This window comes from Brevundimonas sp. UBA7507, assembly GCF_002478355.1.
Lineage (GTDB): Bacteria > Pseudomonadota > Alphaproteobacteria > Caulobacterales > Caulobacteraceae > Brevundimonas > Brevundimonas diminuta_D.
The window spans coordinates 260,029-279,383 of sequence record NZ_DLNP01000001.1 but is presented as its reverse complement, the minus strand read 5'-3'; the positions used below and the strand labels follow the sequence as shown (position 1 = coordinate 279,383).

At 64.8% G+C, this 19,355-nt stretch carries 31 protein-coding genes; 4 read left to right on the top strand and 27 right to left on the bottom strand.

Features of this window, described 5'->3' with window-relative positions; genetic code table 11:
- Positions 1–16: 16 nt before the first annotated feature.
- The 13 genes from B3D50_RS01475 to B3D50_RS01415 form a co-directional block, all read right to left on the bottom strand.
- The gene (locus B3D50_RS01475) at positions 17–298 is read right to left on the bottom strand and encodes a hypothetical protein (RefSeq protein ID WP_286949074.1); all 282 of its coding nucleotides are present in this window, start codon (positions 296–298) and stop codon (positions 17–19) included.
- Positions 271–645 (bottom strand): hypothetical protein, encoded by a 375-nt coding sequence (locus B3D50_RS01470; protein ID WP_286949072.1) that lies wholly within the window; start codon positions 643–645, stop codon positions 271–273. Before B3D50_RS01470 ends, B3D50_RS01475 begins: the two co-directional genes overlap by 28 nt.
- Positions 645–1,064 carry a hypothetical protein gene (locus tag B3D50_RS01465; RefSeq protein WP_286949070.1) on the bottom strand — a complete coding sequence of 140 codons (420 nt, stop codon included), beginning with the start codon at positions 1,062–1,064 and terminating at the stop codon, positions 645–647. The genes B3D50_RS01470 and B3D50_RS01465 overlap by 1 nt, the downstream gene beginning before the upstream one ends.
- Before the next feature lie 81 nt (positions 1,065–1,145).
- Entirely contained in the window at positions 1,146–1,577 is a 432-nt protein-coding gene (locus B3D50_RS01460; protein ID WP_286949069.1) for a hypothetical protein, read from the bottom strand.
- The gene (locus tag B3D50_RS01455; RefSeq protein WP_286949068.1) at positions 1,574–1,972 is read right to left on the bottom strand and encodes a hypothetical protein; all 399 of its coding nucleotides are present in this window, start codon (positions 1,970–1,972) and stop codon (positions 1,574–1,576) included. Before B3D50_RS01455 ends, B3D50_RS01460 begins: the two co-directional genes overlap by 4 nt.
- Positions 1,972–2,346, bottom strand: coding sequence for a hypothetical protein (locus B3D50_RS01450; protein WP_286949067.1), 375 nt, complete (start codon positions 2,344–2,346; stop codon positions 1,972–1,974). Before B3D50_RS01450 ends, B3D50_RS01455 begins: the two co-directional genes overlap by 1 nt.
- Complete coding sequence (locus tag B3D50_RS01445) at positions 2,343–3,308, bottom strand: hypothetical protein (RefSeq protein WP_286949065.1); 966 nt, start codon at positions 3,306–3,308, stop codon at positions 2,343–2,345. Before B3D50_RS01445 ends, B3D50_RS01450 begins: the two co-directional genes overlap by 4 nt.
- A 61-nt stretch (positions 3,309–3,369) precedes the next feature.
- Complete coding sequence (locus tag B3D50_RS01440; RefSeq protein ID WP_286949063.1) at positions 3,370–3,633, bottom strand: hypothetical protein; 264 nt, start codon at positions 3,631–3,633, stop codon at positions 3,370–3,372.
- A gap of 1 nt (position 3,634) precedes the next feature.
- Positions 3,635–4,111 (bottom strand): DnaT-like ssDNA-binding protein, encoded by a 477-nt coding sequence (locus B3D50_RS01435; RefSeq protein WP_286949061.1) that lies wholly within the window; start codon positions 4,109–4,111, stop codon positions 3,635–3,637.
- Between the two features lie 3 nt (positions 4,112–4,114).
- Entirely contained in the window at positions 4,115–4,375 is a 261-nt protein-coding gene (locus B3D50_RS01430) for a hypothetical protein (protein ID WP_119413595.1), read from the bottom strand.
- The gene (locus B3D50_RS01425) at positions 4,375–5,397 is read right to left on the bottom strand and encodes a major capsid protein (protein WP_286949057.1); all 1,023 of its coding nucleotides are present in this window, start codon (positions 5,395–5,397) and stop codon (positions 4,375–4,377) included. Before B3D50_RS01425 ends, B3D50_RS01430 begins: the two co-directional genes overlap by 1 nt.
- Before the next feature lie 14 nt (positions 5,398–5,411).
- Positions 5,412–5,777, bottom strand: coding sequence for a head decoration protein (locus B3D50_RS01420; RefSeq protein WP_286949055.1), 366 nt, complete (start codon positions 5,775–5,777; stop codon positions 5,412–5,414).
- Between the two features lie 3 nt (positions 5,778–5,780).
- On the bottom strand, positions 5,781–6,899 hold the full coding sequence (locus B3D50_RS01415; protein WP_286949054.1) for a DUF2213 domain-containing protein: 1,119 nt from the start codon (positions 6,897–6,899) through the stop codon (positions 5,781–5,783).
- A gap of 93 nt (positions 6,900–6,992) precedes the next feature.
- Here B3D50_RS01415 and B3D50_RS01410 point away from each other — a divergent pair, with 93 nt between their 5' ends.
- Positions 6,993–8,174, top strand: coding sequence for a DUF6161 domain-containing protein (locus B3D50_RS01410; RefSeq protein WP_286949052.1), 1,182 nt, complete (start codon positions 6,993–6,995; stop codon positions 8,172–8,174).
- Here B3D50_RS01410 and B3D50_RS01405 read toward each other — a convergent pair.
- From B3D50_RS01405 to B3D50_RS01390, 4 genes are read right to left on the bottom strand one after another with little or no spacing between them, the layout of a single operon-like run.
- Entirely contained in the window at positions 8,136–9,506 is a 1,371-nt protein-coding gene (locus B3D50_RS01405) for a DUF1073 domain-containing protein (RefSeq protein ID WP_286949051.1), read from the bottom strand. The genes B3D50_RS01410 and B3D50_RS01405 overlap by 39 nt on opposite strands.
- A 9-nt stretch (positions 9,507–9,515) precedes the next feature.
- Positions 9,516–10,745 (bottom strand): phage terminase large subunit, encoded by a 1,230-nt coding sequence (locus B3D50_RS01400; protein WP_286949049.1) that lies wholly within the window; start codon positions 10,743–10,745, stop codon positions 9,516–9,518.
- Positions 10,742–11,170 (bottom strand): hypothetical protein, encoded by a 429-nt coding sequence (locus tag B3D50_RS01395; protein ID WP_286949047.1) that lies wholly within the window; start codon positions 11,168–11,170, stop codon positions 10,742–10,744. Before B3D50_RS01395 ends, B3D50_RS01400 begins: the two co-directional genes overlap by 4 nt.
- Positions 11,154–11,333: a hypothetical protein gene (locus tag B3D50_RS01390; protein ID WP_286949045.1), complete on the bottom strand. Its 180-nt coding sequence runs from the start codon at positions 11,331–11,333 to the stop codon at positions 11,154–11,156. Before B3D50_RS01390 ends, B3D50_RS01395 begins: the two co-directional genes overlap by 17 nt.
- Positions 11,334–11,411: 78 nt before the next feature.
- Here B3D50_RS01390 and B3D50_RS01385 point away from each other — a divergent pair, with 78 nt between their 5' ends.
- Positions 11,412–11,624 (top strand): hypothetical protein, encoded by a 213-nt coding sequence (locus tag B3D50_RS01385; protein ID WP_286949043.1) that lies wholly within the window; start codon positions 11,412–11,414, stop codon positions 11,622–11,624.
- A 140-nt stretch (positions 11,625–11,764) separates the two neighbouring features.
- On the opposite strand, the gene B3D50_RS01380 is transcribed toward B3D50_RS01385, so the two are convergent.
- The 10 genes from B3D50_RS01380 to B3D50_RS01335 form a co-directional block, all read right to left on the bottom strand.
- On the bottom strand, positions 11,765–12,466 hold the full coding sequence (locus tag B3D50_RS01380; protein ID WP_286949042.1) for a hypothetical protein: 702 nt from the start codon (positions 12,464–12,466) through the stop codon (positions 11,765–11,767).
- A 351-nt stretch (positions 12,467–12,817) separates the two neighbouring features.
- Positions 12,818–13,750 (bottom strand): toprim domain-containing protein, encoded by a 933-nt coding sequence (locus tag B3D50_RS01375; protein ID WP_286949040.1) that lies wholly within the window; start codon positions 13,748–13,750, stop codon positions 12,818–12,820.
- Positions 13,747–15,321: a DEAD/DEAH box helicase gene (locus B3D50_RS01370; protein ID WP_286949039.1), complete on the bottom strand. Its 1,575-nt coding sequence runs from the start codon at positions 15,319–15,321 to the stop codon at positions 13,747–13,749. The genes B3D50_RS01375 and B3D50_RS01370 overlap by 4 nt, the downstream gene beginning before the upstream one ends.
- Entirely contained in the window at positions 15,315–15,569 is a 255-nt protein-coding gene (locus B3D50_RS01365; RefSeq protein ID WP_286949037.1) for a hypothetical protein, read from the bottom strand. Before B3D50_RS01365 ends, B3D50_RS01370 begins: the two co-directional genes overlap by 7 nt.
- Positions 15,566–16,516 (bottom strand): ParB N-terminal domain-containing protein, encoded by a 951-nt coding sequence (locus tag B3D50_RS01360; protein ID WP_286949036.1) that lies wholly within the window; start codon positions 16,514–16,516, stop codon positions 15,566–15,568. The genes B3D50_RS01365 and B3D50_RS01360 overlap by 4 nt, the downstream gene beginning before the upstream one ends.
- Complete coding sequence (locus tag B3D50_RS01355; protein WP_087139076.1) at positions 16,513–16,758, bottom strand: hypothetical protein; 246 nt, start codon at positions 16,756–16,758, stop codon at positions 16,513–16,515. Before B3D50_RS01355 ends, B3D50_RS01360 begins: the two co-directional genes overlap by 4 nt.
- Positions 16,755–17,234, bottom strand: a complete 480-nt coding sequence (locus B3D50_RS01350) for a hypothetical protein (RefSeq protein ID WP_087139077.1) — start codon at positions 17,232–17,234, stop codon at positions 16,755–16,757. The genes B3D50_RS01355 and B3D50_RS01350 overlap by 4 nt, the downstream gene beginning before the upstream one ends.
- Entirely contained in the window at positions 17,231–17,389 is a 159-nt protein-coding gene (locus tag B3D50_RS01345; RefSeq protein WP_179204990.1) for a hypothetical protein, read from the bottom strand. Before B3D50_RS01345 ends, B3D50_RS01350 begins: the two co-directional genes overlap by 4 nt.
- A complete protein-coding gene (locus tag B3D50_RS01340; protein ID WP_286949031.1) occupies positions 17,386–17,607 on the bottom strand; it encodes a hypothetical protein in 222 nt (73 codons plus the stop codon). Before B3D50_RS01340 ends, B3D50_RS01345 begins: the two co-directional genes overlap by 4 nt.
- Positions 17,607–18,062 carry a hypothetical protein gene (locus tag B3D50_RS01335; protein ID WP_286949028.1) on the bottom strand — a complete coding sequence of 152 codons (456 nt, stop codon included), beginning with the start codon at positions 18,060–18,062 and terminating at the stop codon, positions 17,607–17,609. The genes B3D50_RS01340 and B3D50_RS01335 overlap by 1 nt, the downstream gene beginning before the upstream one ends.
- 134 nt (positions 18,063–18,196) lie before the next feature.
- On the opposite strand from B3D50_RS01335, the gene B3D50_RS01330 reads away from it, so the two are divergent.
- Both B3D50_RS01330 and B3D50_RS01325 read left to right on the top strand, forming a co-directional pair.
- Complete coding sequence (locus tag B3D50_RS01330; protein ID WP_286949026.1) at positions 18,197–18,607, top strand: hypothetical protein; 411 nt, start codon at positions 18,197–18,199, stop codon at positions 18,605–18,607.
- A 107-nt stretch (positions 18,608–18,714) separates the two neighbouring features.
- A complete protein-coding gene (locus tag B3D50_RS01325) occupies positions 18,715–19,302 on the top strand; it encodes a helix-turn-helix transcriptional regulator (RefSeq protein WP_286949024.1) in 588 nt (195 codons plus the stop codon).
- Positions 19,303–19,355 lie beyond the last annotated feature (53 nt).

Sequence of the window (19,355 nt, the reverse complement as noted above, 5' to 3'; positions counted from 1 at the left end):
CTCCGCTCGGCGAACCCTATTCGGCGTCGTGGGCCTCATCAACTCCAAGGCCATGCATCATTGCGAAGCTGGCGATCAGTGCGTCGCCCGCGTCTGCGACCTCCTCCTCGCGATCCTCCAGGTAATACGACAGGCGCGAAAGCCGCGGCTCCCGGGCAAATCGCTCGCTCATCCATCCGTGGGCTGTCGCCATTTCGATGGCTCGGCGACCGCGCGACCGAATGGCGAGATGGGTCAGGTAGGGCGTCTGGTCCCAGAACTCAGTTTCGGTCAGGCCGACCGAGAAAGCCGCCTCCAAAGCGTCTTCAACGACGTCCAGAGGCGGATCAGAGGGTTTACGGCACGCTCAACCCCAGACGGCCGGCGAGAAGCCAAGGCCCACGCTTTCAGGACGGCGAGATAGGCCTCAGCGGCCGGAAGACCGAAGCCGTCGAGCAACTCCTCCTCACGGACTTGGCCGCCACTGGCGATGACGATTAGGCGGGCCAGAGCCTCCATGTCGCCAGGCTTGCCCGAGGCAGCCACGTCGAGCGTCTCAATGACCCCGACGCGGCCGAGTTGGTCGATCGCTCGCCATGTGAAGCGAAGGGGGATCGTTCGGTCACCCAGCGGCAACTCCACGACCCCACGGCGATCATCGCTCATCAGGTAGCCGCACCGCGAACCGGCGCCGCCTTCGGCATGATCGAGACATCGCTCATCATCTTGCCGTCGACGCTGTGGCTCTCGCCGATGACGACGCGGCCGACGAACACGGTGGCCTTGGTCAGTCCCTTCAGGCGCACCTTCACGTCCTCGGCCGAGGCGTAGGCCGTGAACAGCAGCTCCTGCGTCGCGTCGCCGGGCTGGAGGTGCATCTGGAAGGTCAGGGGCGGGTTGGTGCGGGCGCCGTACAGAGTTTCTGTCTCGCCAACCGGCGTGTCAAAATCGGTGGCGTCGGTCTCGCGCGGCGTGCCGCCCGTGTACGAGGCCGTGGTGACGCCGGGGATCACTTCCCAATCGGGCGTTTCGGTCGTCGACTTGTCGATCTCGACCTTCACAGCGCCTTGGACGAGAGTTGCCATTGCTCAGCTCCTTTGCAGGCATGGAAAAGGCCGCGCACAGCCTGCCCTGGGCGCGTTGGGGATGACCGGCTGGGCCGGGGTTCAGGTGTTGACGAGATCCAGTCGGATCGTGACGCGGCGGCCGGTGTAGGCCTCGTCCGTCGTCGGGGCTTGGACCGGGCCGGTGACGCGGGCCACGTCGCACTTGCCGCCGGTGACGAGGAGTTCGCCGGGGCGGTTGTGGAAGAGGTCGCGGACTTCCCGCATCAGAGCGTCGAGGCCAGCTGCCGAACCCGTCCTGCGCTGATAGCCGCGCACGTCCTGAACGATCAGTCGCCCGGTCTCGCTGAAGGTCTCCATGGCCACGTCTGAGGTCGGGACAGCGATGATGAGGAACGGCTCGGAGGGCTTCGGTTCCTGGTCGAGGAAGTCGTCAGGCGCCGTCTCGTTGAAGATGGCCGGGGCGTTGTTCCAGGTGGCCAGCGACGGGGCTACAGCGGCCAGGCGGGCGAAGATCGTGGCGGTCGAGTTCAATCCTTCGCCCCCTCGATAAACGCCTGCCGGAGGTCGTCGGTATGGTCGGTCGCCAGCAGGTCAAAATACGGTCGCGGCGCCATACGCTCGGTGCCTTTCGCTAGCGCCTCGGCGTACCCCGCATTGGCGACGATGCGTCCAACCAGATCGCCGCCCTCCTCGCGGATGTTCGGATCGGCGTTGGTGTTGGAACGCAGGTTGTTGGTGTCCGGCGCGGGCGGCTCGCCCGGAGCGGAGGCCTGGTGCTTGCCGTAAATTTTGCCCGAGCCGGGCCGGCGCAGGATGTCTTCCTTCAGGATCGTCTCAGCCTTGCCGAGCGCGCCTCGCAGGCCCTTCTCTCCAGCATCCGCTGCGATCCGGGCGAGAACGCCGTCGTACAGCGTGACCTTGGCCATCAGCGGGCCTGCAGCTTGTAGAGAGCGCTGGCTGGGTCGCCGGTCTTGGAGATGACGTCGAAGGTGCGCATGGCCCCTCCGTTGGAAGGGTCCGGCGCGGTGACCTTGTGCCCCTTGGCCGGGATCACCCCGGCGGGCAGGCTTCCGCCAAGAACCAGCACCTGCCGATCCGTCGCGGGGATGCCGAGGCTGATGCGGCGATAATCGCTGTAGTCGGTGACCAACGCCTTACAGCCATGCGTCACCGGAGCGCCCGGTATCCACCCGCCCTGGCCATCGGAGGTCGCCTCCCCTGGCACCTCCAAGACGCCGTCCTCAAAGTCCTCGGCGAAGTCCTCATAGGCGGCTTCGGCTTCACCCGTGATGATGCTCATGCCGCCCTCTTGATCGAAATGCTCTCGTCGCAGCGGCAGGCCACGATCTCGTCGGCCCCGGCCCCGAGGGAGGCGTCCCCCGGATACATCATCAGGGCGCCGCTCGGGCTCTGGAACGGCAGCGTCAGGCCGCGCACCTTCTGGCCGCCCATGGCGTCGTGGGTGTCCCTGACACGGCGGTCCCCGGCGTTGTGCCAGGCCCGTTCGATCTCGGCTTCGGCGATGCGGCCGCTGTCGACCAGCTGCTGATAGGCTTCCTTCTTGGCCGCCCGGATGGCGGGGATGCCCTCGGTTCGCGCAATGATCTCACCACGCAGTTGCAGGAGCCGACGCTCATAGGCGGTGACGGCCTTGGCTGCGATCTCCGGGTCCACGGCGCGACCCTCGCGGATCGCCTTGGTGATGGACCGGTCGAAGCGACGATCCCGCCGCCCCCGCGTCAGATAATGCTCCAGCAGCTTCGGATCAGCTGAAGCCAACTCGGCGCGCGCTGTGGCGACGTAGGCCCGCTGCGGGGCAGAGAGCCCCATGAGGCCGCCCTCCCGCTTTCCGGTCACCCGGCTGATGCGGCCGACCAGGTCGAGCCCCACTGCCCGAGGATGCGCGCCGCGCGCCATGCCCTCGGCGATGAACTGTCGGGCCTGTTCGCGTTCGGTCTCCAGCAGGCCGGTGATGAGGCGCCCGGCCGTCGCGCGGATGATGGCGGCGGCGCGCTGGTTGCCAGGGTCGAAGCGGAAGCCGACCGCGACGCTTGCGGGCATTGACGACGTCGCCGCCTGCCCTCCGGCGATGAAGGCCTCGTTGATCTTGGCTTCCAGGGCGTGGAAGGCGGCGCGGTCGAGGTGGAGCGCTTCCATGGCGCCGTTCAGATCGCCTTGCTCAATGGCGAGCCGCAGACGCTGGAACTCCACGCCGGATTTCAGGTCCGCGACCACTTCCAAGAAGGCGGCTGCGATCTCCACGCCAAACTTCGCCGCCAGCTCCGCGAAGAGCTGTCGTTGGGTCGGTCGTCTTGCCATGGGCTTAGGGCCTCAGCTGCCCTGCGTGGTGCGCGGCCTCGGCCATGAGATCGAGGTAGGATTCAAACTGCGCCTTAGCGAGATCACGATAGCGCTGGACTTCGCTCTGCGGTTGGCCGTGGGCGATAGCCTGCTGCATCTGACCAGCCGTCGAGGCGCAGTCCATGATCGTCTCCGTCGCCAGCGCCATCGGCATTCGATGGGCAGTCAGGCGCGGATCATCTGCGTCGATGCGGCGGGTCACGATCTGGACAGTCGCACAGGTCATGTCAGACCACAAACACAGCGATCTGCGGGGCGGAGAAGTAAGGCGCGAGCAGGCCCTCGACGGCGCTCAAGCGCAGCGTGTTGTCGGCCACGGCGTCGCCGCTGCCTTCGAAATATTCCTTTTCGATGACGTCGATCTTCTTGCACTTCAGGGCGCCGGCGCTCGTCGCTGTAACCGATAGGGAGCCTGGCTTGAGCGCTTCCTGAACGGCAGCCGCATAGGCCGCCTGCTCAACGGCGCCGGGGATGACGTCGGCCGGGATCGACTGCCCATGGGCGCTAGCGTCAGAACGCGGCCAAGCGCGATCCTGAGCAAAGCCCCCGGTTGGCTGTCCGGAGAAGCGGGAGCCGTACAGTCCGTCGATGTACTGGCTCCCGCGCTGCCGAAGGATGGCGGGCGCAGGCGCGTTCTCGGGCAGGACATGGCCGTTCATGGTCAGCCAGTCCGCAAAGCCCTGGTCGGTGCCATAACCCGCCATTGGTCAGCCCTCGGCCTTCGGGGCAGCAGCGCCGCCCTTCTTGCCGTCACCGTCGTGATCCAGGGGATCGCGCGCCTTGGCCTTCTTTTCGGCTACCTTCACCCCATCACGGGCGAAGGCGTCGATCTGCTCTTCGGTCAGCGGCCGCGCATTGGCGACCTCCGCCTCAGAGTTAGCCGCGACGACATGGAAGCCGCCGCGCACCTTGAAGGCCTTGTCGAGGGCCGAGCCGTTCTTCACGGCGTAGGTGGTGAAGTCAGCCATCACTTCACCCCCTTACGCAGCACGTCCGGACGTTGGCAGAAGTACAGCGGGTAGCTGTACAGCTCGCCGCGGGTCCACGCCTGACGGTCCCGGTCAAGGATGTTCATGGCGTAGGTGTCCTGGCCCAGCGTGTTCACGTACGGGCCGAACTCCGCCGGAGCCATGGCCTTCTTGAAGACATCCTTGGCGCCGACCGGGAAGAACTTGGCCTCGTCCGGATCGATGGCGACGGTCGAGTTGTCGTCCGTACCCCGGTAGTTGTGCCAGGTGATCCCGCCGTAGGTGAACGCCTGCCAGGTGCGATCCTGACGCAGGTCCGCAGCAGCCGCCCAGTTCTGGTACGTCTTCTCGACTTCCGGATGCGTGATCAGCGCGTCGTAGAAGGCATCGCCGACGAGGGCGTGGATGGTAGTGCCCGGCGTGAAGGCGCCGCCGGCCGAACGCGACATGGAGCGGATGACCTCGGCCGTCTTCAGACGGATCGCGCCAGTGCCGGGATTGGCGTTGTCCAGGTCGAAGTCGATAGCCGGGGCTTCGGTGACGCCGAACTCGGTGAAGTAGTTGTAGATCACCGTAGTCCCGTCCGCGTCCAGCAGGAGGCCCTGCAGGGCGCCCAAGCGGTGGAACTCGTGCGTCAGGTCCATGTCGTCGCGAACCGAAGCCATGCGCTTCAGATACTCGGCCTGGACCTGGGCGAACTCCGTCTCGGAGCCGAAGGCGCGGATGCCCTGGATCTCCTCGGCGTAGAGGGTGAAGCCCTCGGCCAGACGCGTGGTCTTCAGCGGCACCGCATTGCGCGGGTCCACGACCAGCTCCTTGGGCGGAGCACCGACCGGGCTCGACGGAATCAGTGTCAGCTTGCCCTCGCGACGGTCCACGAAGACCGTGCGGGTGCGAACTGGCATGGGCTCGAAGATGTTCAGCGAGCCCAGCAGCTGGGGCTTGTAGCCGACCTTATTGACCGCGCCGGTGAGCGAAGTCATCGAGAAGGCCGACGAGTTGAAGATGTCCATGGACGCCATGGTGTCTGCCCTCCTTAGCGGACGATGATGCCGAGGGCCTTCAGCGCCGCGTTGGCCGTAGCCTTCGCAGCGTCGTTCGCCCCGTTCTGGTAGATGAGATGCGCGCCGTTCACTTCGGCATCGCGCACGACGATGGTCTTCTTGACCGTGCCTACGGCCGCCTCGAACAGGATGCCCGCGACCGTTTCAGCGCCGGTCGAAGCAGCCGGGTCGTAGCGGACGAAGTTGCCGCCCGCGGTCAGCTTTCCGAGGATGGTGCCGGCCAGCAGGCCGGGCGCGGCGCCCGCGGCAACAGTGCCGACATCACGCGAGCGGTACATGCCGTTGGCTTCCGACACGATGAAGTTGGCCGTGCCGCGGTTCTCGTTGAGTTGAGCCATGGCTTAGGCCCCCTTCTTGATCAGATCGACGCCGGCGCGATCGAAGACCGCGTCGCTCCAGGCGTCGTTCGCGTTGATGGAGTGATCCTGTGACTGGATGGCGTGACGCACGGTGTCGTCCTTGGCGTTCACGACCTTCAAGTCCCAGGCAGCGTCGACGTAGGCTTCGGACTTGTCCTTCACCGCATCGCCCAGGACCGCGCGCTTGATCTCGGCGATGGACTTGCCGTCGGTGACGACCTTCGGATCCAGGGCCTTGGCCTTGGTGACGACGGCGGCGCGGTCAGCGACCAGCGCGTCCAGAGCGGCGTCCTCGACGACCTTCTTCCTGGTCTCTTCGAGTTCGACGTCCTTCTTGGCCAGTTCGGCGTCCTTGTCCGCGATGGCCTTGGCGTGATTGGCGTTCGCGGTCTCGAGGGCCTTGGCGGACTGATCCAGCAGCCCCTTCAGCTTGTTGATCGCGGCCTCGCCCGCGTCCGTGGTCTCGACCGGGAGGCCGTCCACGATAATGGTCTTGAGCGTCATGCGACGGTCTCCATGGTGGCTGGGCGCTTTGGGGGAGCCGGTCTCGGGGGCGCCCTGGTCCCCGATGCGGCATTCCGATCCGGCCCGGCCTCGCGCCACGATGGCGAGGTGGTTGCCGCGGATGTCTGTCTGGATGGCGTCGTAGGCCTCGCCCTGGGGCGTCGTGCCGGCGTCGAAGACGATCTTGCTCTGGTAGCCGCAGGACAGTTCGCGCTTGCCCGCCTTCACGTCCTCAATGGCGGCTTGGTCCATCACGACCATGGGCACGCGGATGAAGTCGCCGTCGCGGGCGATCTCATTGCCCGTCATGCCGACGCTGTGCGCCTTCCAGTTCGTAGCGGAGACCGCCTCGGCGGGGTGGTCGTTGGTCACCGGCCGATGGGCGAAGCTGGCCAGGGCGTCGGACGAGAAGACTTCGCTCTCAGGCCGGAAGACGCGGACGATGGCCTTGTCCCGGAACCCTGCCTTGTTCTCCGGGTCCACTTCCTTGCCCGTGTAGAGCTGGATGCCCGTGCGCGCGATCTTGGCGTCGGCCACGAGGTATCCATCCCGCGTGAGCCGAGGCTCGCCGAGGGTAACGGCATCGAACAGTTGCATTGAAAACCTCGTCGCCAGGTCGCGTTTGCCTTTCGTTCCCGCTGACATCAGCAGAGGAAAAGGCTCAGGTGCGCGTTTGGGAGGGAGAATTGAATGTCGTCAGCGCTGGAGAGCGAGAAGCTAGATCCGGAAGATTTTGCAACATGGCCGGATGTCTTGAACGTCTTGGACCGCCATGATGCCTATTGGGGATGGCTCCGAGAGGAACAGGTCAACGGTGGTGCCGCTTCAATACGCGACCGAATATTGAACGCTTCTCGGATAATCCGGCGCCAACTGGCGACTTTACAAGCGCAGAACCACCAACTGAGAGCTGGCGTTAACCAGATCAACAACGCTTCCGATCTCGTCCACCCAGCCTCGCCCCTCGCCATCCTGTTTGACGATGCCAAAGAAGCGGCCGGCACCTCCGCAGCGTTATTTGCCTTAGGGTTCAAAGCCGGCTGGGTGGGGCTATCAGAGGCCCACACGCCCGAGGATCTGGCCGGTGCAATGTGGCTGGTCTCGCCCGCTACAGCTTCTCACGCCGCGTTTAGCGAACAACTTCGGCGAGAACGTGCAAACTTACGCAAGACTGTACGACAGATTGCAGACGAAGCTCAGCAGGCCGCCGACATTGCTGATGCGGAGTGGAAGGCGATTTTAACGAGAGCTCAGCAAGTAGCGCAACGATGGGCTGCTGGCAGGAGCCGAAAGCTCCGCGCGGCCAGCCGCACCTGGCGCGATCGGCATGCAAACTCAGAGGCGAGTATCAGGGCTGTTGAAATGGCCTATCGTGAACAGATGGGCTTGGCGGCACCGGTCGACTATTGGAAGAACAAGGCCTCGGAGCACCAGACGGCGGAAGACAAAGCCCGCAACCGAGTGGTGTTGTTCTTTCCTGCCGCATTCATTTCGATCGTTCTGCTTTTCGGACTGAGCGCGTGGGCTCTGATCGAATTTGCCGCTCGGGCCAAGGGGGGGACGTTGCCCTCAGGCATCTACATTATCGCTTCTGCGGGTCTCGCATCCGCTGCGGGAATCCAGTTCTGGGTGGGAAGACTGCTCACGAAACTGTACCTGAGCCAACATCATCTTAGGCACGACGCCCATGAACGCGCGACCATGACCGAGACTTATCTGGCGCTGATAGAAAATGAAGCGGCCAATCCGGAGGATAAGCAGATTATTCTCAATGCGTTGTTCCGCTCGACACCGGACGGCATCGTGAAGGAGGAAGGCGGGATAGATCCTGGATTAGCCGCGGCGCTGGGAAGGCTGCTCGCTCGCCCCTGATGCAGCCAGCTCGTCAGCCCCGTGCCCGTCCTGCTCCCCGAGCTTGCCGTACTCCTCAATGGCGGCTTCCAACCCAGCCAGCGAGCCGTCCTCGACCAGTTCGTTGACCAAGGCATCCGACAGCGCCTCGATGGGCATGAGCGGCTCTGACGTTCCGCCATTGCCCGCGATGGTGCGCGCGGCGTCGGACTTGGTTTTGAAGATGTCGGCCTTGTCCTTCTCTGACAGCTGCCAGAGCGGGTTCCAGTCGTAGTGGATGGCCGGGTCGCGGGCGCCCGTGGCCGAGCGAATCAGGGCCTCGTCCAGCCGCGTCAGAGCGGGCCCCATCTCCAGCGTCTGCCCGGCGGCGATGCGGTCGTAGTAGTTGCGCAGATCACTCTCGCCAGCGCTGTTCAGGCCGCCCGGCGACATGCCCATGAAGCGGGTCATCGGGATATCGGCGGCGCCAGCGGCATGCTGGTCGAAGCGGTCGAGCAGATCAGGCAGGGAGGCAAAGCTGACCGCCTTGCGGGCGTAGGTGTTCTTGGCGTCCAGAACGAGGGCGCGCAGGTTCGACTTGGCGTCCAGGTTCATCTTCAGCAGGTCGCGGACCTTGTCCTCGCCGCCGGCCATCTTGAGGATTTCGGCCAAGCCCTCGATCGACACGACGTCGACGTTGGCCTCGAAGATCAGGCTGTTGATGTTGGCCGAGGCGCTCTCTGCCTGCTTTACAGCCGACATGACCGCGATCAGGACGCTGTCGCCCCATCCGAAGGCGCTGGAGGTGATGTCCGGCTCTGGCAGTTCGTTGCCGTAGAAGATGGTCAAGCGGGACGGGTGGATGCGAGCCTGTCCGGTCGCGCCGCCCGCGACGGTGAACTCCTTTGGCATTTCCGAAAACTCGGACAGCGGATCCGTCTCGATCTCTCCGGCCACCAGTCGGCGAGGCGTGAAGACTTTCAGAAACCGAATGCCGCCCTTCTGGACGCGGTTCAGGTCCAACGGCTGCGACGCGTCGTCACCGAAGTCGGCATAGAGCGCCGCGCCGCCGAACAGCCGGGCCTTCTTGCGGGCCTCCAGCACCTTGCCCTGGACGTTGAGCCGCTTCTCCTCGGCCTCGATCAGCTCGATCTGGCCATCAGCAGCCTGCCAGGCACGCCATTCGCGGCAGCTATCCAGCGCCGGGATGTCCACGATCTTACGGGCCATCCACGAGCCGCGATAGGCGTTGACCAACTCCTGCGGGTCGATGGTCGGCTCGGCGTAGTAGGTGGACGCCGCCTTGTCGCGCTCCGTACCCAGACCGGACAGAGCATTGGCGAGGCCGTCGCCGATGGTGATCACTTCACCCATGGTCTGACCTCACAGAATGCTGTCGATGTCGAGCACGGGGCGATCCACGACCTTCAACTCAGTCACGGCCCAGACCAGAGCATCCATGCGGTTCGGCGAAAGGTCGCCTTGAAAGCCGGCCGGGGTAGTCATCAGCATCTCGGCCTCCATCAGCGGGAACTGCTCGCGGTGCCTGATCCGCTTCTGATCGTAGAGGGCCGCCACTGGCTCAGCGCGGACCTGCTTGCCCCGGCTGGCCGTCACCATGACGACGCGGGTTCTGACACCACCAGCCCGAAGGGTGCTTTCCACCATGTCGCCGCCGAAGTTCTTCTCTGCGACCACACAATCCGCGCCCCAGCGATCCACAGCCTTCGCTACAGCGGTCGCCCAGGCCATCGGCGAGGTCGCCGGACAGGTGGCGTCTTCCAGGACAATCGCGCCGTCGCCGTACTCGGCCGTCACAACAATCCCGACGTCATCACCCCCACCGGAGGGGTCGACCCCCACGACGACCCGGCCCCAGCTTCCTTCCGGGGCGTTGCGGCCCTCGCGCCAGGCTTCGTCCAGTCCCTCGCGGTTCCAGATCGCCCCCTGGACCGATGGCATGTAGGCCCCGAGCCAGATCCAAGCGGCTCGCAGCTTGTCCTTCGCGAAGTCCAGCTCCATCAGCTCGCGCAGAGCGTCAGGGAAGTGAGGGTTCTGGTCGAAGTTGATCTTGCGGACGATGGCGCCCTTGGGCCTCACCGGCCCCCGGAAGAAAACGTCAATCGGGTCCGTATCGAGCCGGGGGTTCCAGATCGCCCACAGCTCAGAGATTGCGGTGCGGAGGATCGTCGGCAGCAGCACGTCCAGCGACGCCTGCCGAACCTCCTGGGCCTCCTCCAGAATGGTCAGCCCTGCGCCTTCCAGCGACTTGATGCCCTCGGGTTTCCCGCCCTTCCAGAGGCCGATGAACATGATCTTCTGGCCGCCGAGGCCCTGGAAGGTGCCGTTCACTTCGCGGAAGTACGACCCCAGCAGGCCGAAATGCTCCAGCCGCTTGCGGACCAGCTCCAGCGACGACTCCGTCAGGTTCGCCATGATCTCCCGCAGGAAGACCACGCGCAGCCGGGGCGTTGTCACCGTATGGAAGATCGCGGCATCAACGACCGACCAGGACTTGGCTGAACCCCGCCCGCCGTGCGCCGCCCGGAAGCGGTAGGAGCCCAGCGGCTTCGCGGTCAGGAACCGGAAGGCCGGGATGGGCTCGTAGATCATCCCTCTGTCTCGTAGTCCTCAGGGCTCGGCGAAGGCAAAGGATCATCCGACGTGACGTAGGTAACCGATAGGCCGGTGTGCTTGTGCTGGTGGTCACCCTTCTCGATGACGAGGCCGTTCAACTTCGCGGCGTCCATGAGGCTTGCGCGGGCGGCTTGCAGCATCGGTGCATCCCCGCTCTTCTCGGCCTTGGCCGCTATGGCTAGGAGCCGCTCGGTGATGCTGGCGACGCTGATCTCCGTGCGTTCCGCCGCCCTGTTCTGAATGGCGGAAACCCGCTCACAAATGTTCACATCGGCGGCGAGGCGAGCGGCGGCGCTGCGGCTTGGCTTGTAACCCGCCTCTTCGTAGGCTTCACTCTGGCTTAACCCCTTGGCCAGCGCCTGGGCGAACCGCTCGTGGCGGCTGTTACTTAGGGCGCCCATCCGACTTCGCTTCGGCCTTCGGCGCAGGTTGGGTCTCAGCCTTCACCCGCTCCGCAACGCCAGCCGCCTCCAGGCGGTCAGCGGCCTTTGCATCCTTGGCGTTGAAGGTGGCGCCGGCAGCTGCCGAGCCGTCACCGAGCGAGAAGCCGACGAGGGCTTTCATGGGGACCATGGGACCTCCTATTGTTTGGATGAACGACGTCGTCCAAGCTGCGCTCTTGCAGGAAGCGGAGAGCGAGCGATGTCTGAGGAAGCGGTGCGCACGACGATCAAGCACAGAGCAGAAGCGCAGCCGGATGGGTCGCTCGCCATTTATCAGCTCAATGCTGACGGGTCTGGTGCCGAGAAGTTAATCTTGGAGGCGTCGTCTGACCGCGATCCCGCCGAACTGGCAGGGTTGGTCGATCATTTCAACAGCTTCGAGTTCGTCATCCGGTCTCGAACTGCCATCTGATCCAGCCATTCCCGCAGGGCCGAACATGGTCGGAGGGCAAAGAAAAAGGCCCGCCGGTTTCCCGTGGGCCATGTTTCCGGACGCGCGAAGCGACCTTGTCTTTTCGTACCCTGCTTCGACCGGTCGGGCAATGACTGATCCTAACCGAAGTCCGCGCCCCTGAACCACGTCAGCGGCTTCTGGTGCGGTTCGAGCGGGACGGCGTCGTTCGCCACCTGCTTCGGCTTGGCCGTCGCGACACCGCGGGCGTGGATGAGATTGTCGCCGAGCGCCCGGATACGGGCCGTCTGCCCCTCATCAGCCCTCTCGCCGGTTTCAGCCTGGACCGTGGCGCGCCAGTTTTTCGCCAGCGCGCGATCACCCGTCATCAGCGCAGTGAGAAGGCGAGCATCCGAGGGGCTCAGCCCTTGGAGGGTCTTCTTGACCCGAGTGGCGCCGTCAATGGCCTCCTGCGTGATGTTCTGTCCAGGCGCGCCATCGGACGTGGCGCGGATGTAGTCCGGCCCGCGCTCTCCAGACGTCGCCCCGGCGGAGATGTGAATGTCCAGCTCATGGGCGCGGAACGCTTCATAGGCCCGTTGCGAGAGCGCGGGCTTGCCCTTGGGATATCCCTCTGACGGCTTGCCGTAGCGCGTGCGAAGGATCGTGAAGACGTCCCGACGCCACGCGGCCAGGATCACCCCAGACCGTTTGTCTGCGTTGACCTCAGCCCCTTGAGCTTTCAGGCGAGCGATCTCGGCCCGGCGATCGCGCAACTGATCATTCGAGATGACCGGAGCCTCGGCCGTCTCGACGCTGGCGACTTTGCGGAGCGTGATCTTCTGTTTCCTCTTCCTGCTCATGTCGCTGTTCCTTCTAAAACGTGTTGCTGGTTGGAGAGAGCCTGAGCGGAAGGCATAGGACGACTAGCCCAGGCGTCAGGCGACGACCCGAGCTAGTCCCTATGCCTCCGCGATCTTGCTGGCCGGAGCCGAGCCGTCGCATTGGCCGATCCAGTGGAGTGACCATCCCCGGATCGTTGAGAGCTACTTGCGACACGTCATCGTCACCGTGCCGGGGATCGCGCTTCTCTCTTTCGGACTGCGCTTCGCCTGTGATCCCGCCCCGTGGTAGGCTTCCGGTGTCTGGCGCCACTGTCTTCAAACCGTCCGCCAGCCCGGCCCTGCGTTCCTCGAGAGCGCAGGGTCTCTCAATCATCCCATCGCCTCCCTGAGGCGCAGGGCGACGGCCCTAAGACCCTCCCGCTGGTGCATGTCGTTGAAATCGTCACCGAGGGCCGGAGGCATGACCCATGTCCGGCCGGAGCGGCGCGCGTAGAACTCGCCAGTGCCGAGTCCCTCAAGGCTCTCCACCGGCTTGTCGTGGTCGGCAGCAATCCTCGAGCCCCCAATGGCCTCAGCCACCTGACCGACGTTGGATGCCGAGAAGGCCGAGAGGACCGTCGCAGAGACGCCCAGGAGGCGCAGCGCTGCCCGCACGGTCATCGCCGTGGCGATCCCCTCACAGACCCATGTGTCGCGCCCCGTAGCGATCCTGTGTGAAGCGCCGGACATGACGCCCCTTAGGATGTTCTTCTTCGTCCCATCCGGAGCGACGAATTGGAGCGTTGTGATCGTCTTGCCGACGCGGCCCGGCACGATCAGGAGCGGTCCCTGGGCCTCGGGCAGAGCGTGGGCCAGCATTTCGCCGAGCCGTCCTGACGGAAAGAAATCCCGCGGGTCGTCGCAGACGAGGCCCTTCTCCTCGGGGAAACCCTTCGCCTTCAGGTAGGGGTGCACGTCCGTCCGGGAGCCCCGGACTATGTCGACACAGATGCGCTCGACCTGGCGGCGCTCCGCTTCGCGCTCGGCTTCTCGAGCCCGCCGCTGGGCCTCGATCTTGGGATCGGCTGGGCGGTTGTCATTGGCACCGTCGATGCGGAATTTTTGACCTTGAGCCGTCTGATAGTTGTAGACGAAGCCGCCCTTCTGATCATCGTCGATCTTCACGGCCGCATCGTTCTTGCCGTTCTTCCCGAGGGAGTCCGTACGGGTCCATCGGCCCGGCGAGCATCGACGTTTGGGAGGAGCAACCTTCACGGCCTCACAGGCCCGGCGCATCGCCTCGTCCAAGGAAAGAGCGATCATGCGGCCCTCCGCAGATTGCTGTGCTTGCGGAAGCGCTTCACCTCGCGCTCGATGAGCCCATAGGCGTTCGGGTCGACAACGGCGGGGACCGCCATGTCGTACCAACCAAAGGGCAGCTTCGCGCTTGGGTAGATGCCGCGCCAGGATCCGTAGGCCCATCGGCGGGCGTGATCTTCGCCCTTTCGTGTGGACTGGGCGCAGTAGTGGAGCGCAGCTTTCCAGACCTCTCGCGGGTTCTTCAGGCACTCCGCCCGAAGGCCGGCGCGCGCCTCGATCCCCAGCGTTGTGGGGTCGAACTCTTTCAGCTCGCCTTCCACGGCGTGGATATGCGAGCGGGCTGGTCGCTCCCACCCGCAGGACATGCAGGTGTTGCCGCTGAGGCCGCCCGAGCATTCCGGGCAAACGACCTTCTCTCGCACCTGAGGATCGCGCTCGCGGGCCACGCTGTCGCGCTTCTCGGCCTTATCCAGTTCGCCCGGTCCATTCTCCCAGACGTCGTACATGTCGAGGGCGAAGCGTTCGAAGTTGCCGCTATGGTCGAGCCAGAGCGCCTTCTTCTCCTCACCGGGGATCGTGCGCATGACGCGGCCGATCTCCTGCATGTGGCTGGAGAGGCTCTTGCGATACGGCTTGCAGGAGACGCCGATCCGAACGTCAGGAACGTCAAAACCCTTGGTCAGCACGCCGCAGGACACCAGGCCGTGAATGATGCTGTCCGGGCGCCGGAACTCCGCGATCTTTTCGGCGCGAGCGTCGTCGTCCTTGTCGAGGTAGCTGATCTGCTGGAAGTTGTAACCCGCTGCGGCAAACGCCGCGCAGAGTTCCCGCCCATGCTCGACGGTGGGGCTGAACACGATGGTCTTAGCGGGCCCGCCGAAGTGCTCCTGCGTCTTGGCCTCCCACTCCTTGACCACATCACCGACAATCTTGATCCCGGCCGAGGCGGCGCTCTCGTCGGAGAACTCGCCGAAGCTGTTCCGGGTTAACTCGCTCTCATCGGGGCTTCGCGCGATGTAGATCTTGGGCTCGACCAGATAGCCGCTTGCTATGAGCTGGCGTGTGGGTATGACGTTGACCATCCCGTCCCAGTGGTTGCCCATGCCCTTGGTGAAGGGCGTCGCCGTCAGTCCGATCTTCACGGCGTCGGGATAGCGGGCCATCAGATCGAGCGTGGACTGATACTGGGCGTGGCATTCGTCCACGATGATCAGATCAGGCTCACGAGGAAGACCGCGGCGAGCCAGCGTCTGGGCCGAGCAAATCTGGACGTGCTCGCGCGGCGACCAGCGCCGATTGATCCCCTGGATGACGCCATGCTCGACGCCGTACTCGTCCATGACCTCAGACGTCTGATTCACCAGAGCGACACGGTCGACGATGAAGAGGGCATAGCTCCCCTTGCGGCTGGCCTCCTTTAGGAGATGAGCAGCGCAGATTGTCTTCCCTGCCCCGGTGCCGGCGCACAGGATTAGCCGCCGGATGTGTGCGCGGATGTTCTCTCGCAGCGACTCAATGGCGCCGTCCTGATAGGGGCGTAGAACGATCTCTTTGCTCTCGAAGAGGTTCAGCATGCCGCGACCTCCGCGTAGGCGGCGCGCTCGGCGTCGGCTCGCGAAAGCCCGCCGTCGAACTCCATAATGGCCGCGCGTTCTTCCCACAGGTCAAACAGCGGCCATGCCTCACGGCACACGTCAGCCCAGCGCGCGCGGACCCAGGCGACAGCCTCTTGTGTCAGGCGGCCGCGACGGAGAGCGAAACGCCACTCCTGACGGACCACGTCGCCGCCATTGGCGCGAATGCGAGTGAGGATAGAGGTCATGCTGGCACGACCTCCATTTCCTCCAGTTCCTTGACCCGCGCCTCGGCCTTCCTCAGCCGGTATTCCAGCCGCTTCACTTGGGCCATGTATTCGTTCATCCGGCCGGTAGCGGTGTCAGCCCGGCGCTGCGCATTGCCCAGGGCGCGCCCCAGATCAGCCGACGTGGCTTCCTTCAGCTTAGCCCTCAGGTCGTCCCGCTCGCGCGTAACCGCGTCGGCCTTCGCCTTGGCGTCGTCGAGGTCGGCTCGCAGTCCAATCACCTCATCGATCAGGCCGTCCGTGGTCAGCCGCGCCAGTGCGCGGCGAACCTTGGCTTCAGGGTCATCAGCAGCGGGCTCCTCTTCGAGCGCTGACGCGGCATCCTGGCCCGCACCTTCCTCAGGAGCAGGCTCGGCGGTGCCGAACTCCCTCATGGCTTGATCGGGTTTTGGCGATGCGCCGATGTTGGCCGTGTTCTGCTGGTAGGTCGTGCCGCCGCGGCTGACGGTCCGCTCAGGTGCTATCTGCGGCTTTTCCGCAGATGCCTCTTCTCGGTAGCGGCGGACGGTCTTTTCATCGACCTGGCATTGACGGGCGATTTCGCGATTACTCCAGACGGCCCACTCCGGGTCATTCAGCAGGGTCTGGACGGCGCGGCGCTTGTCGTCGTTCGTGCGGCGCAGGCCGTGCGAGGCGTTGGCCCCGACGCTGAACAGGATGGCGTCGCGCTGCGTCCCCTGCCGGATATCTGCGGGGACTTCATAGACCTGGGCCAGCGCATAGGCTTCGTAACGGTGAAAGCCGTCCGCGAGCCAGTAGGATACGCCGTCGAAATAGACGGTGATCGGCGGGAACCTGGCGCCGCCTTTGATGGCGTCGGCATATTCCGAGACGACCCCGCGATCGATGGCAGCGCGAGACTGCGTTCCACCGTTCACCCGGACATCAGCGATGTTGATCGTGCTCATGCCATGCCCTCCAGCTCGTCGGCCAAGGCGCGCAGGCTCTGTGCCGTCTCAAGCGGTTGGAGCCATCCGGCATAGAGGGCGGCTTGGCGGGTGAAGAGACGGGCAACTCGGATGCTGTCTTTGCGATCGGTCGCCAGACTGGCGATCTCCCCGGTGACGACGTCGGAGATGCGGGCGACCTGCTCGGATGGCGCGAGAGCTGCGCAACGCTGAGGGTTCAGGGGGATGATCTGAGCGCTCATGCTGCCCGCCCCTGCTTGATCAGATTGCTGATGTAGGCCTTGTCCCGTAGGAAGATGCCCTCAAGCTGGATCAGCGTCAGGCTTGGGAAAGCCGCTCGCACTGTGGCGACGCAGGCCCGCAAAGCGCGCATGTTGCTAACGCCCTCGCGCTGCCCGTTGGCAGGGTTCGGGCGAAGCGACTTTGGCGTGACGCCATGCTGGCGGCAGACGGTTTCGATCAGGCTGCGAACGGGCGCGTCACAGGCGCCCAGCGGCCAAGCGGGAGCGACGTCGTTCGCGGGCTTCGTTTGAAACAGCGCGCGGATTTCAATCTCTGACCGGCCGTAGCGGATGGCCAGGGCCTGCCACGGCGTCGGCCGATCCTTAGCGCGGTGCGCCTCGATCTCGCGGATTTCCTCGTGGGTGAGCCCGCCCCGGCGACAGGTGGCGAAGACGCCAGCATTGCCTTGAGCTCCGGCGTTGGTAGCGCGGGTCATCCGATCACCTTTCCGTCGCGCACGCGCACGTCGGTCCCCGGCTGGACGGACTTCGGAGAAAGTGCGGAATAGACCGACGAACCGACCCGATACGTGACCAGATGCTGGCCATCCCGGCGTAGGGTACAAGTCTGGACGTTGACGCGCTGGGTCATAGCGTCACTCCCACCTTGGGGCGGCGGCGCAGGCTGGCGACGTCCATCTCGGCGCGCATCTGAGCATTCCGCGCCGCGCGCAGGTTGGCTCCGGCAATGCCCATGCGGCGAGTGTCCTGGCGGTGATACGCCTCGTTCCACTCGTCCTTGCAGCGGAGGAAGTCGGCCTCAGCGACGGCGAGGCGATAGCGAGCCCTTAGGGTGCGAAAGCCGAACATCAGCAGACCTCCCGAAGGCGCGTGACGTTCGTGGCCACGGCACGGAGCTCGCGCGCTTCGTGCTTCACACGGTCGAGGCCATCCATCAGGGCGTCGATGGCGTCCAGATCACCCGCCTGGATCGCCGAGGCGATGGGGAGGATGGCGGCCGCAGCCTGAACAACGTCGTGGGATTCCTTGACCGGACAGGCCGTCGTGGCGACGGCGGGTGGCTCTATCTCCGCGGCGAAGGCTCCGAAGATCACCGACTGGCCGCAAGCGTCCTCCAGGGTCCACACCTGTTCCCACGTCGGGATATCGCGGGCGTGTTCGAGATTGGCGCTGCACAGTTGCGAAACGCGCTGGCGGCTGATGCCAAGGCGCGCCGCAGCCGCATCTTGTCGGCCGACCTTCACAACCAGCTTGGCGAAGAGGGCCTTGAGCCTAGCGTGGTCGAATGTTCTGTCTTCGTTCATTGCGCTTATCCAGCAGCTTGCAAGGTGACGCTTCCTCGGGCGGGGCCTATTCAGGCCGCATGCAGTGGAGGCTCGGGGTCGGAATCGTTGGCAGGTTGGGGAGGAGGTTCAGGCGACGGGCGCAGGACGCTCGGATGCAGCGTCCGCACGAGGACGCCGTGAACGATCTCTGCGATGCGGGCGTATTCGGCGTCGGTCATGAGGGTGCCCGCCGGAGGCTTGCGGGGGGATGGCGCCCCCGGCGGGCTGTCATCGCGTGGGAGGGACGCGATTTCGGAGAGGCGCGCATGGTCTACGCAGCCTCCGATGAGGGAGAGGAATCGTTGGCGGAGATAAAGGGGCGAGGAACGTCGCTGGGCCAATCGCGACTGGATGGCCAGTTCGCAGAGAACCACGCCATGACGGTGTCGTACTTCCGCGCCGTGAAAGACGCGCCATCGCTCAAGCGATCAAAGAACCGCCAGTCGCCGGTTGAAAGGCGAGCGACAGTCGAGGGCTCGCGCTGGGTTGCCTTCGCGAACTCGGCAGCGCAGGTTTCCAGGTGACGACGCAGGGTGCTTTCCATACGCCGGAAGATAGTCGGAGATTTCCGACTTCGTCAATCGGAAATTTCCGCGTAGCGCGTTTAGCCCATTCGTCGGACATTTCCGACATGGATGGCGACACACTTAGAGAGCGCTTGCGCGAGCGTTTGGCCGCGACAGGCAAGAAGCCGATCCCGCTTGCCACCGAGATCGGCAAGGGTCGGGACTATCTCTCCGACATCCTGAACGGCAAAAAACACACCCTGTCCTCTGATGTGCTGACGCCATTGGCGATCGCCCTACAATGCGATGAGCGCTACTTTACGGACGACGAGTTCAAATCGCCCGGGCGGTCGCGGCGGCGCCTAACCGAAGAAGAGACTCAGCGGTTCTCCGCCGCTGCCGCGCGCCACAACGTGTTTTCATGGGCTTGGCGGGATTACAGGAATCTAAGCCTGCAGGACGTGGCGGCTGACAGTGGCCTTACGGCCGGTACTGTGTCGGACATCGAGCAAGGGCTCCTGGCGCCAAGCCCCGGCCAGCTAGAAGGTCTTGCCCGTGCTTTCTCCACAAATCCCGGCCTGCTTCGGACCAACCCCTTCGTCACGAACGAACGCGTGGCGGAGTTGGTGACTATCACAGACGGACTGGATCCCGCGGACGTGCAAACCCTAATCGACATGGCAGCAACGTTAGAGCGCCGGCGAGCCAGTTGATCACTGAGCCCCGCAAGGGCTGCATGGCTAAGGATGGGAGAGAGAACTCGCAA

Bases quoted from the DNA above. Each gene is read 5' to 3' on its own strand.
- B3D50_RS01470 (WP_286949072.1), bottom strand. From the start codon at position 645: ATGAGCGATGATCGCCGTGGGGTCGTGGAGTTGCCGCTGGGTGACCGA.
- B3D50_RS01465 (WP_286949070.1), bottom strand. From the start codon at position 1,064: ATGGCAACTCTCGTCCAAGGCGCTGTGAAGGTCGAGATCGACAAGTCG.
- B3D50_RS01455 (WP_286949068.1), bottom strand. From the start codon at position 1,972: ATGGCCAAGGTCACGCTGTACGACGGCGTTCTCGCCCGGATCGCAGCG.
- B3D50_RS01450 (WP_286949067.1), bottom strand. From the start codon at position 2,346: ATGAGCATCATCACGGGTGAAGCCGAAGCCGCCTATGAGGACTTCGCC.
- B3D50_RS01440 (WP_286949063.1), bottom strand. From the start codon at position 3,633: ATGACCTGTGCGACTGTCCAGATCGTGACCCGCCGCATCGACGCAGAT.
- B3D50_RS01435 (WP_286949061.1), bottom strand. From the start codon at position 4,111: ATGGCGGGTTATGGCACCGACCAGGGCTTTGCGGACTGGCTGACCATG.
- B3D50_RS01430 (WP_119413595.1), bottom strand. From the start codon at position 4,375: ATGGCTGACTTCACCACCTACGCCGTGAAGAACGGCTCGGCCCTCGAC.
- B3D50_RS01425 (WP_286949057.1), bottom strand. From the start codon at position 5,397: ATGGCGTCCATGGACATCTTCAACTCGTCGGCCTTCTCGATGACTTCG.
- B3D50_RS01420 (WP_286949055.1), bottom strand. From the start codon at position 5,777: ATGGCTCAACTCAACGAGAACCGCGGCACGGCCAACTTCATCGTGTCG.
- B3D50_RS01415 (WP_286949054.1), bottom strand. From the start codon at position 6,899: ATGCAACTGTTCGATGCCGTTACCCTCGGCGAGCCTCGGCTCACGCGG.
- B3D50_RS01410 (WP_286949052.1), top strand. From the start codon at position 6,993: ATGTCGTCAGCGCTGGAGAGCGAGAAGCTAGATCCGGAAGATTTTGCA.
- B3D50_RS01405 (WP_286949051.1), bottom strand. From the start codon at position 9,506: ATGGGTGAAGTGATCACCATCGGCGACGGCCTCGCCAATGCTCTGTCC.
- B3D50_RS01400 (WP_286949049.1), bottom strand. From the start codon at position 10,745: ATGATCTACGAGCCCATCCCGGCCTTCCGGTTCCTGACCGCGAAGCCG.
- B3D50_RS01395 (WP_286949047.1), bottom strand. From the start codon at position 11,170: ATGGGCGCCCTAAGTAACAGCCGCCACGAGCGGTTCGCCCAGGCGCTG.
- B3D50_RS01390 (WP_286949045.1), bottom strand. From the start codon at position 11,333: ATGAAAGCCCTCGTCGGCTTCTCGCTCGGTGACGGCTCGGCAGCTGCC.
- B3D50_RS01385 (WP_286949043.1), top strand. From the start codon at position 11,412: ATGTCTGAGGAAGCGGTGCGCACGACGATCAAGCACAGAGCAGAAGCG.
- B3D50_RS01380 (WP_286949042.1), bottom strand. From the start codon at position 12,466: ATGAGCAGGAAGAGGAAACAGAAGATCACGCTCCGCAAAGTCGCCAGC.
- B3D50_RS01375 (WP_286949040.1), bottom strand. From the start codon at position 13,750: ATGATCGCTCTTTCCTTGGACGAGGCGATGCGCCGGGCCTGTGAGGCC.
- B3D50_RS01370 (WP_286949039.1), bottom strand. From the start codon at position 15,321: ATGCTGAACCTCTTCGAGAGCAAAGAGATCGTTCTACGCCCCTATCAG.
- B3D50_RS01365 (WP_286949037.1), bottom strand. From the start codon at position 15,569: ATGACCTCTATCCTCACTCGCATTCGCGCCAATGGCGGCGACGTGGTC.
- B3D50_RS01360 (WP_286949036.1), bottom strand. From the start codon at position 16,516: ATGAGCACGATCAACATCGCTGATGTCCGGGTGAACGGTGGAACGCAG.
- B3D50_RS01355 (WP_087139076.1), bottom strand. From the start codon at position 16,758: ATGAGCGCTCAGATCATCCCCCTGAACCCTCAGCGTTGCGCAGCTCTC.
- B3D50_RS01350 (WP_087139077.1), bottom strand. From the start codon at position 17,234: ATGACCCGCGCTACCAACGCCGGAGCTCAAGGCAATGCTGGCGTCTTC.
- B3D50_RS01345 (WP_179204990.1), bottom strand. From the start codon at position 17,389: ATGACCCAGCGCGTCAACGTCCAGACTTGTACCCTACGCCGGGATGGC.
- B3D50_RS01340 (WP_286949031.1), bottom strand. From the start codon at position 17,607: ATGTTCGGCTTTCGCACCCTAAGGGCTCGCTATCGCCTCGCCGTCGCT.
- B3D50_RS01335 (WP_286949028.1), bottom strand. From the start codon at position 18,062: ATGAACGAAGACAGAACATTCGACCACGCTAGGCTCAAGGCCCTCTTC.
- B3D50_RS01330 (WP_286949026.1), top strand. From the start codon at position 18,197: ATGCAGCGTCCGCACGAGGACGCCGTGAACGATCTCTGCGATGCGGGC.
- B3D50_RS01325 (WP_286949024.1), top strand. From the start codon at position 18,715: ATGGATGGCGACACACTTAGAGAGCGCTTGCGCGAGCGTTTGGCCGCG.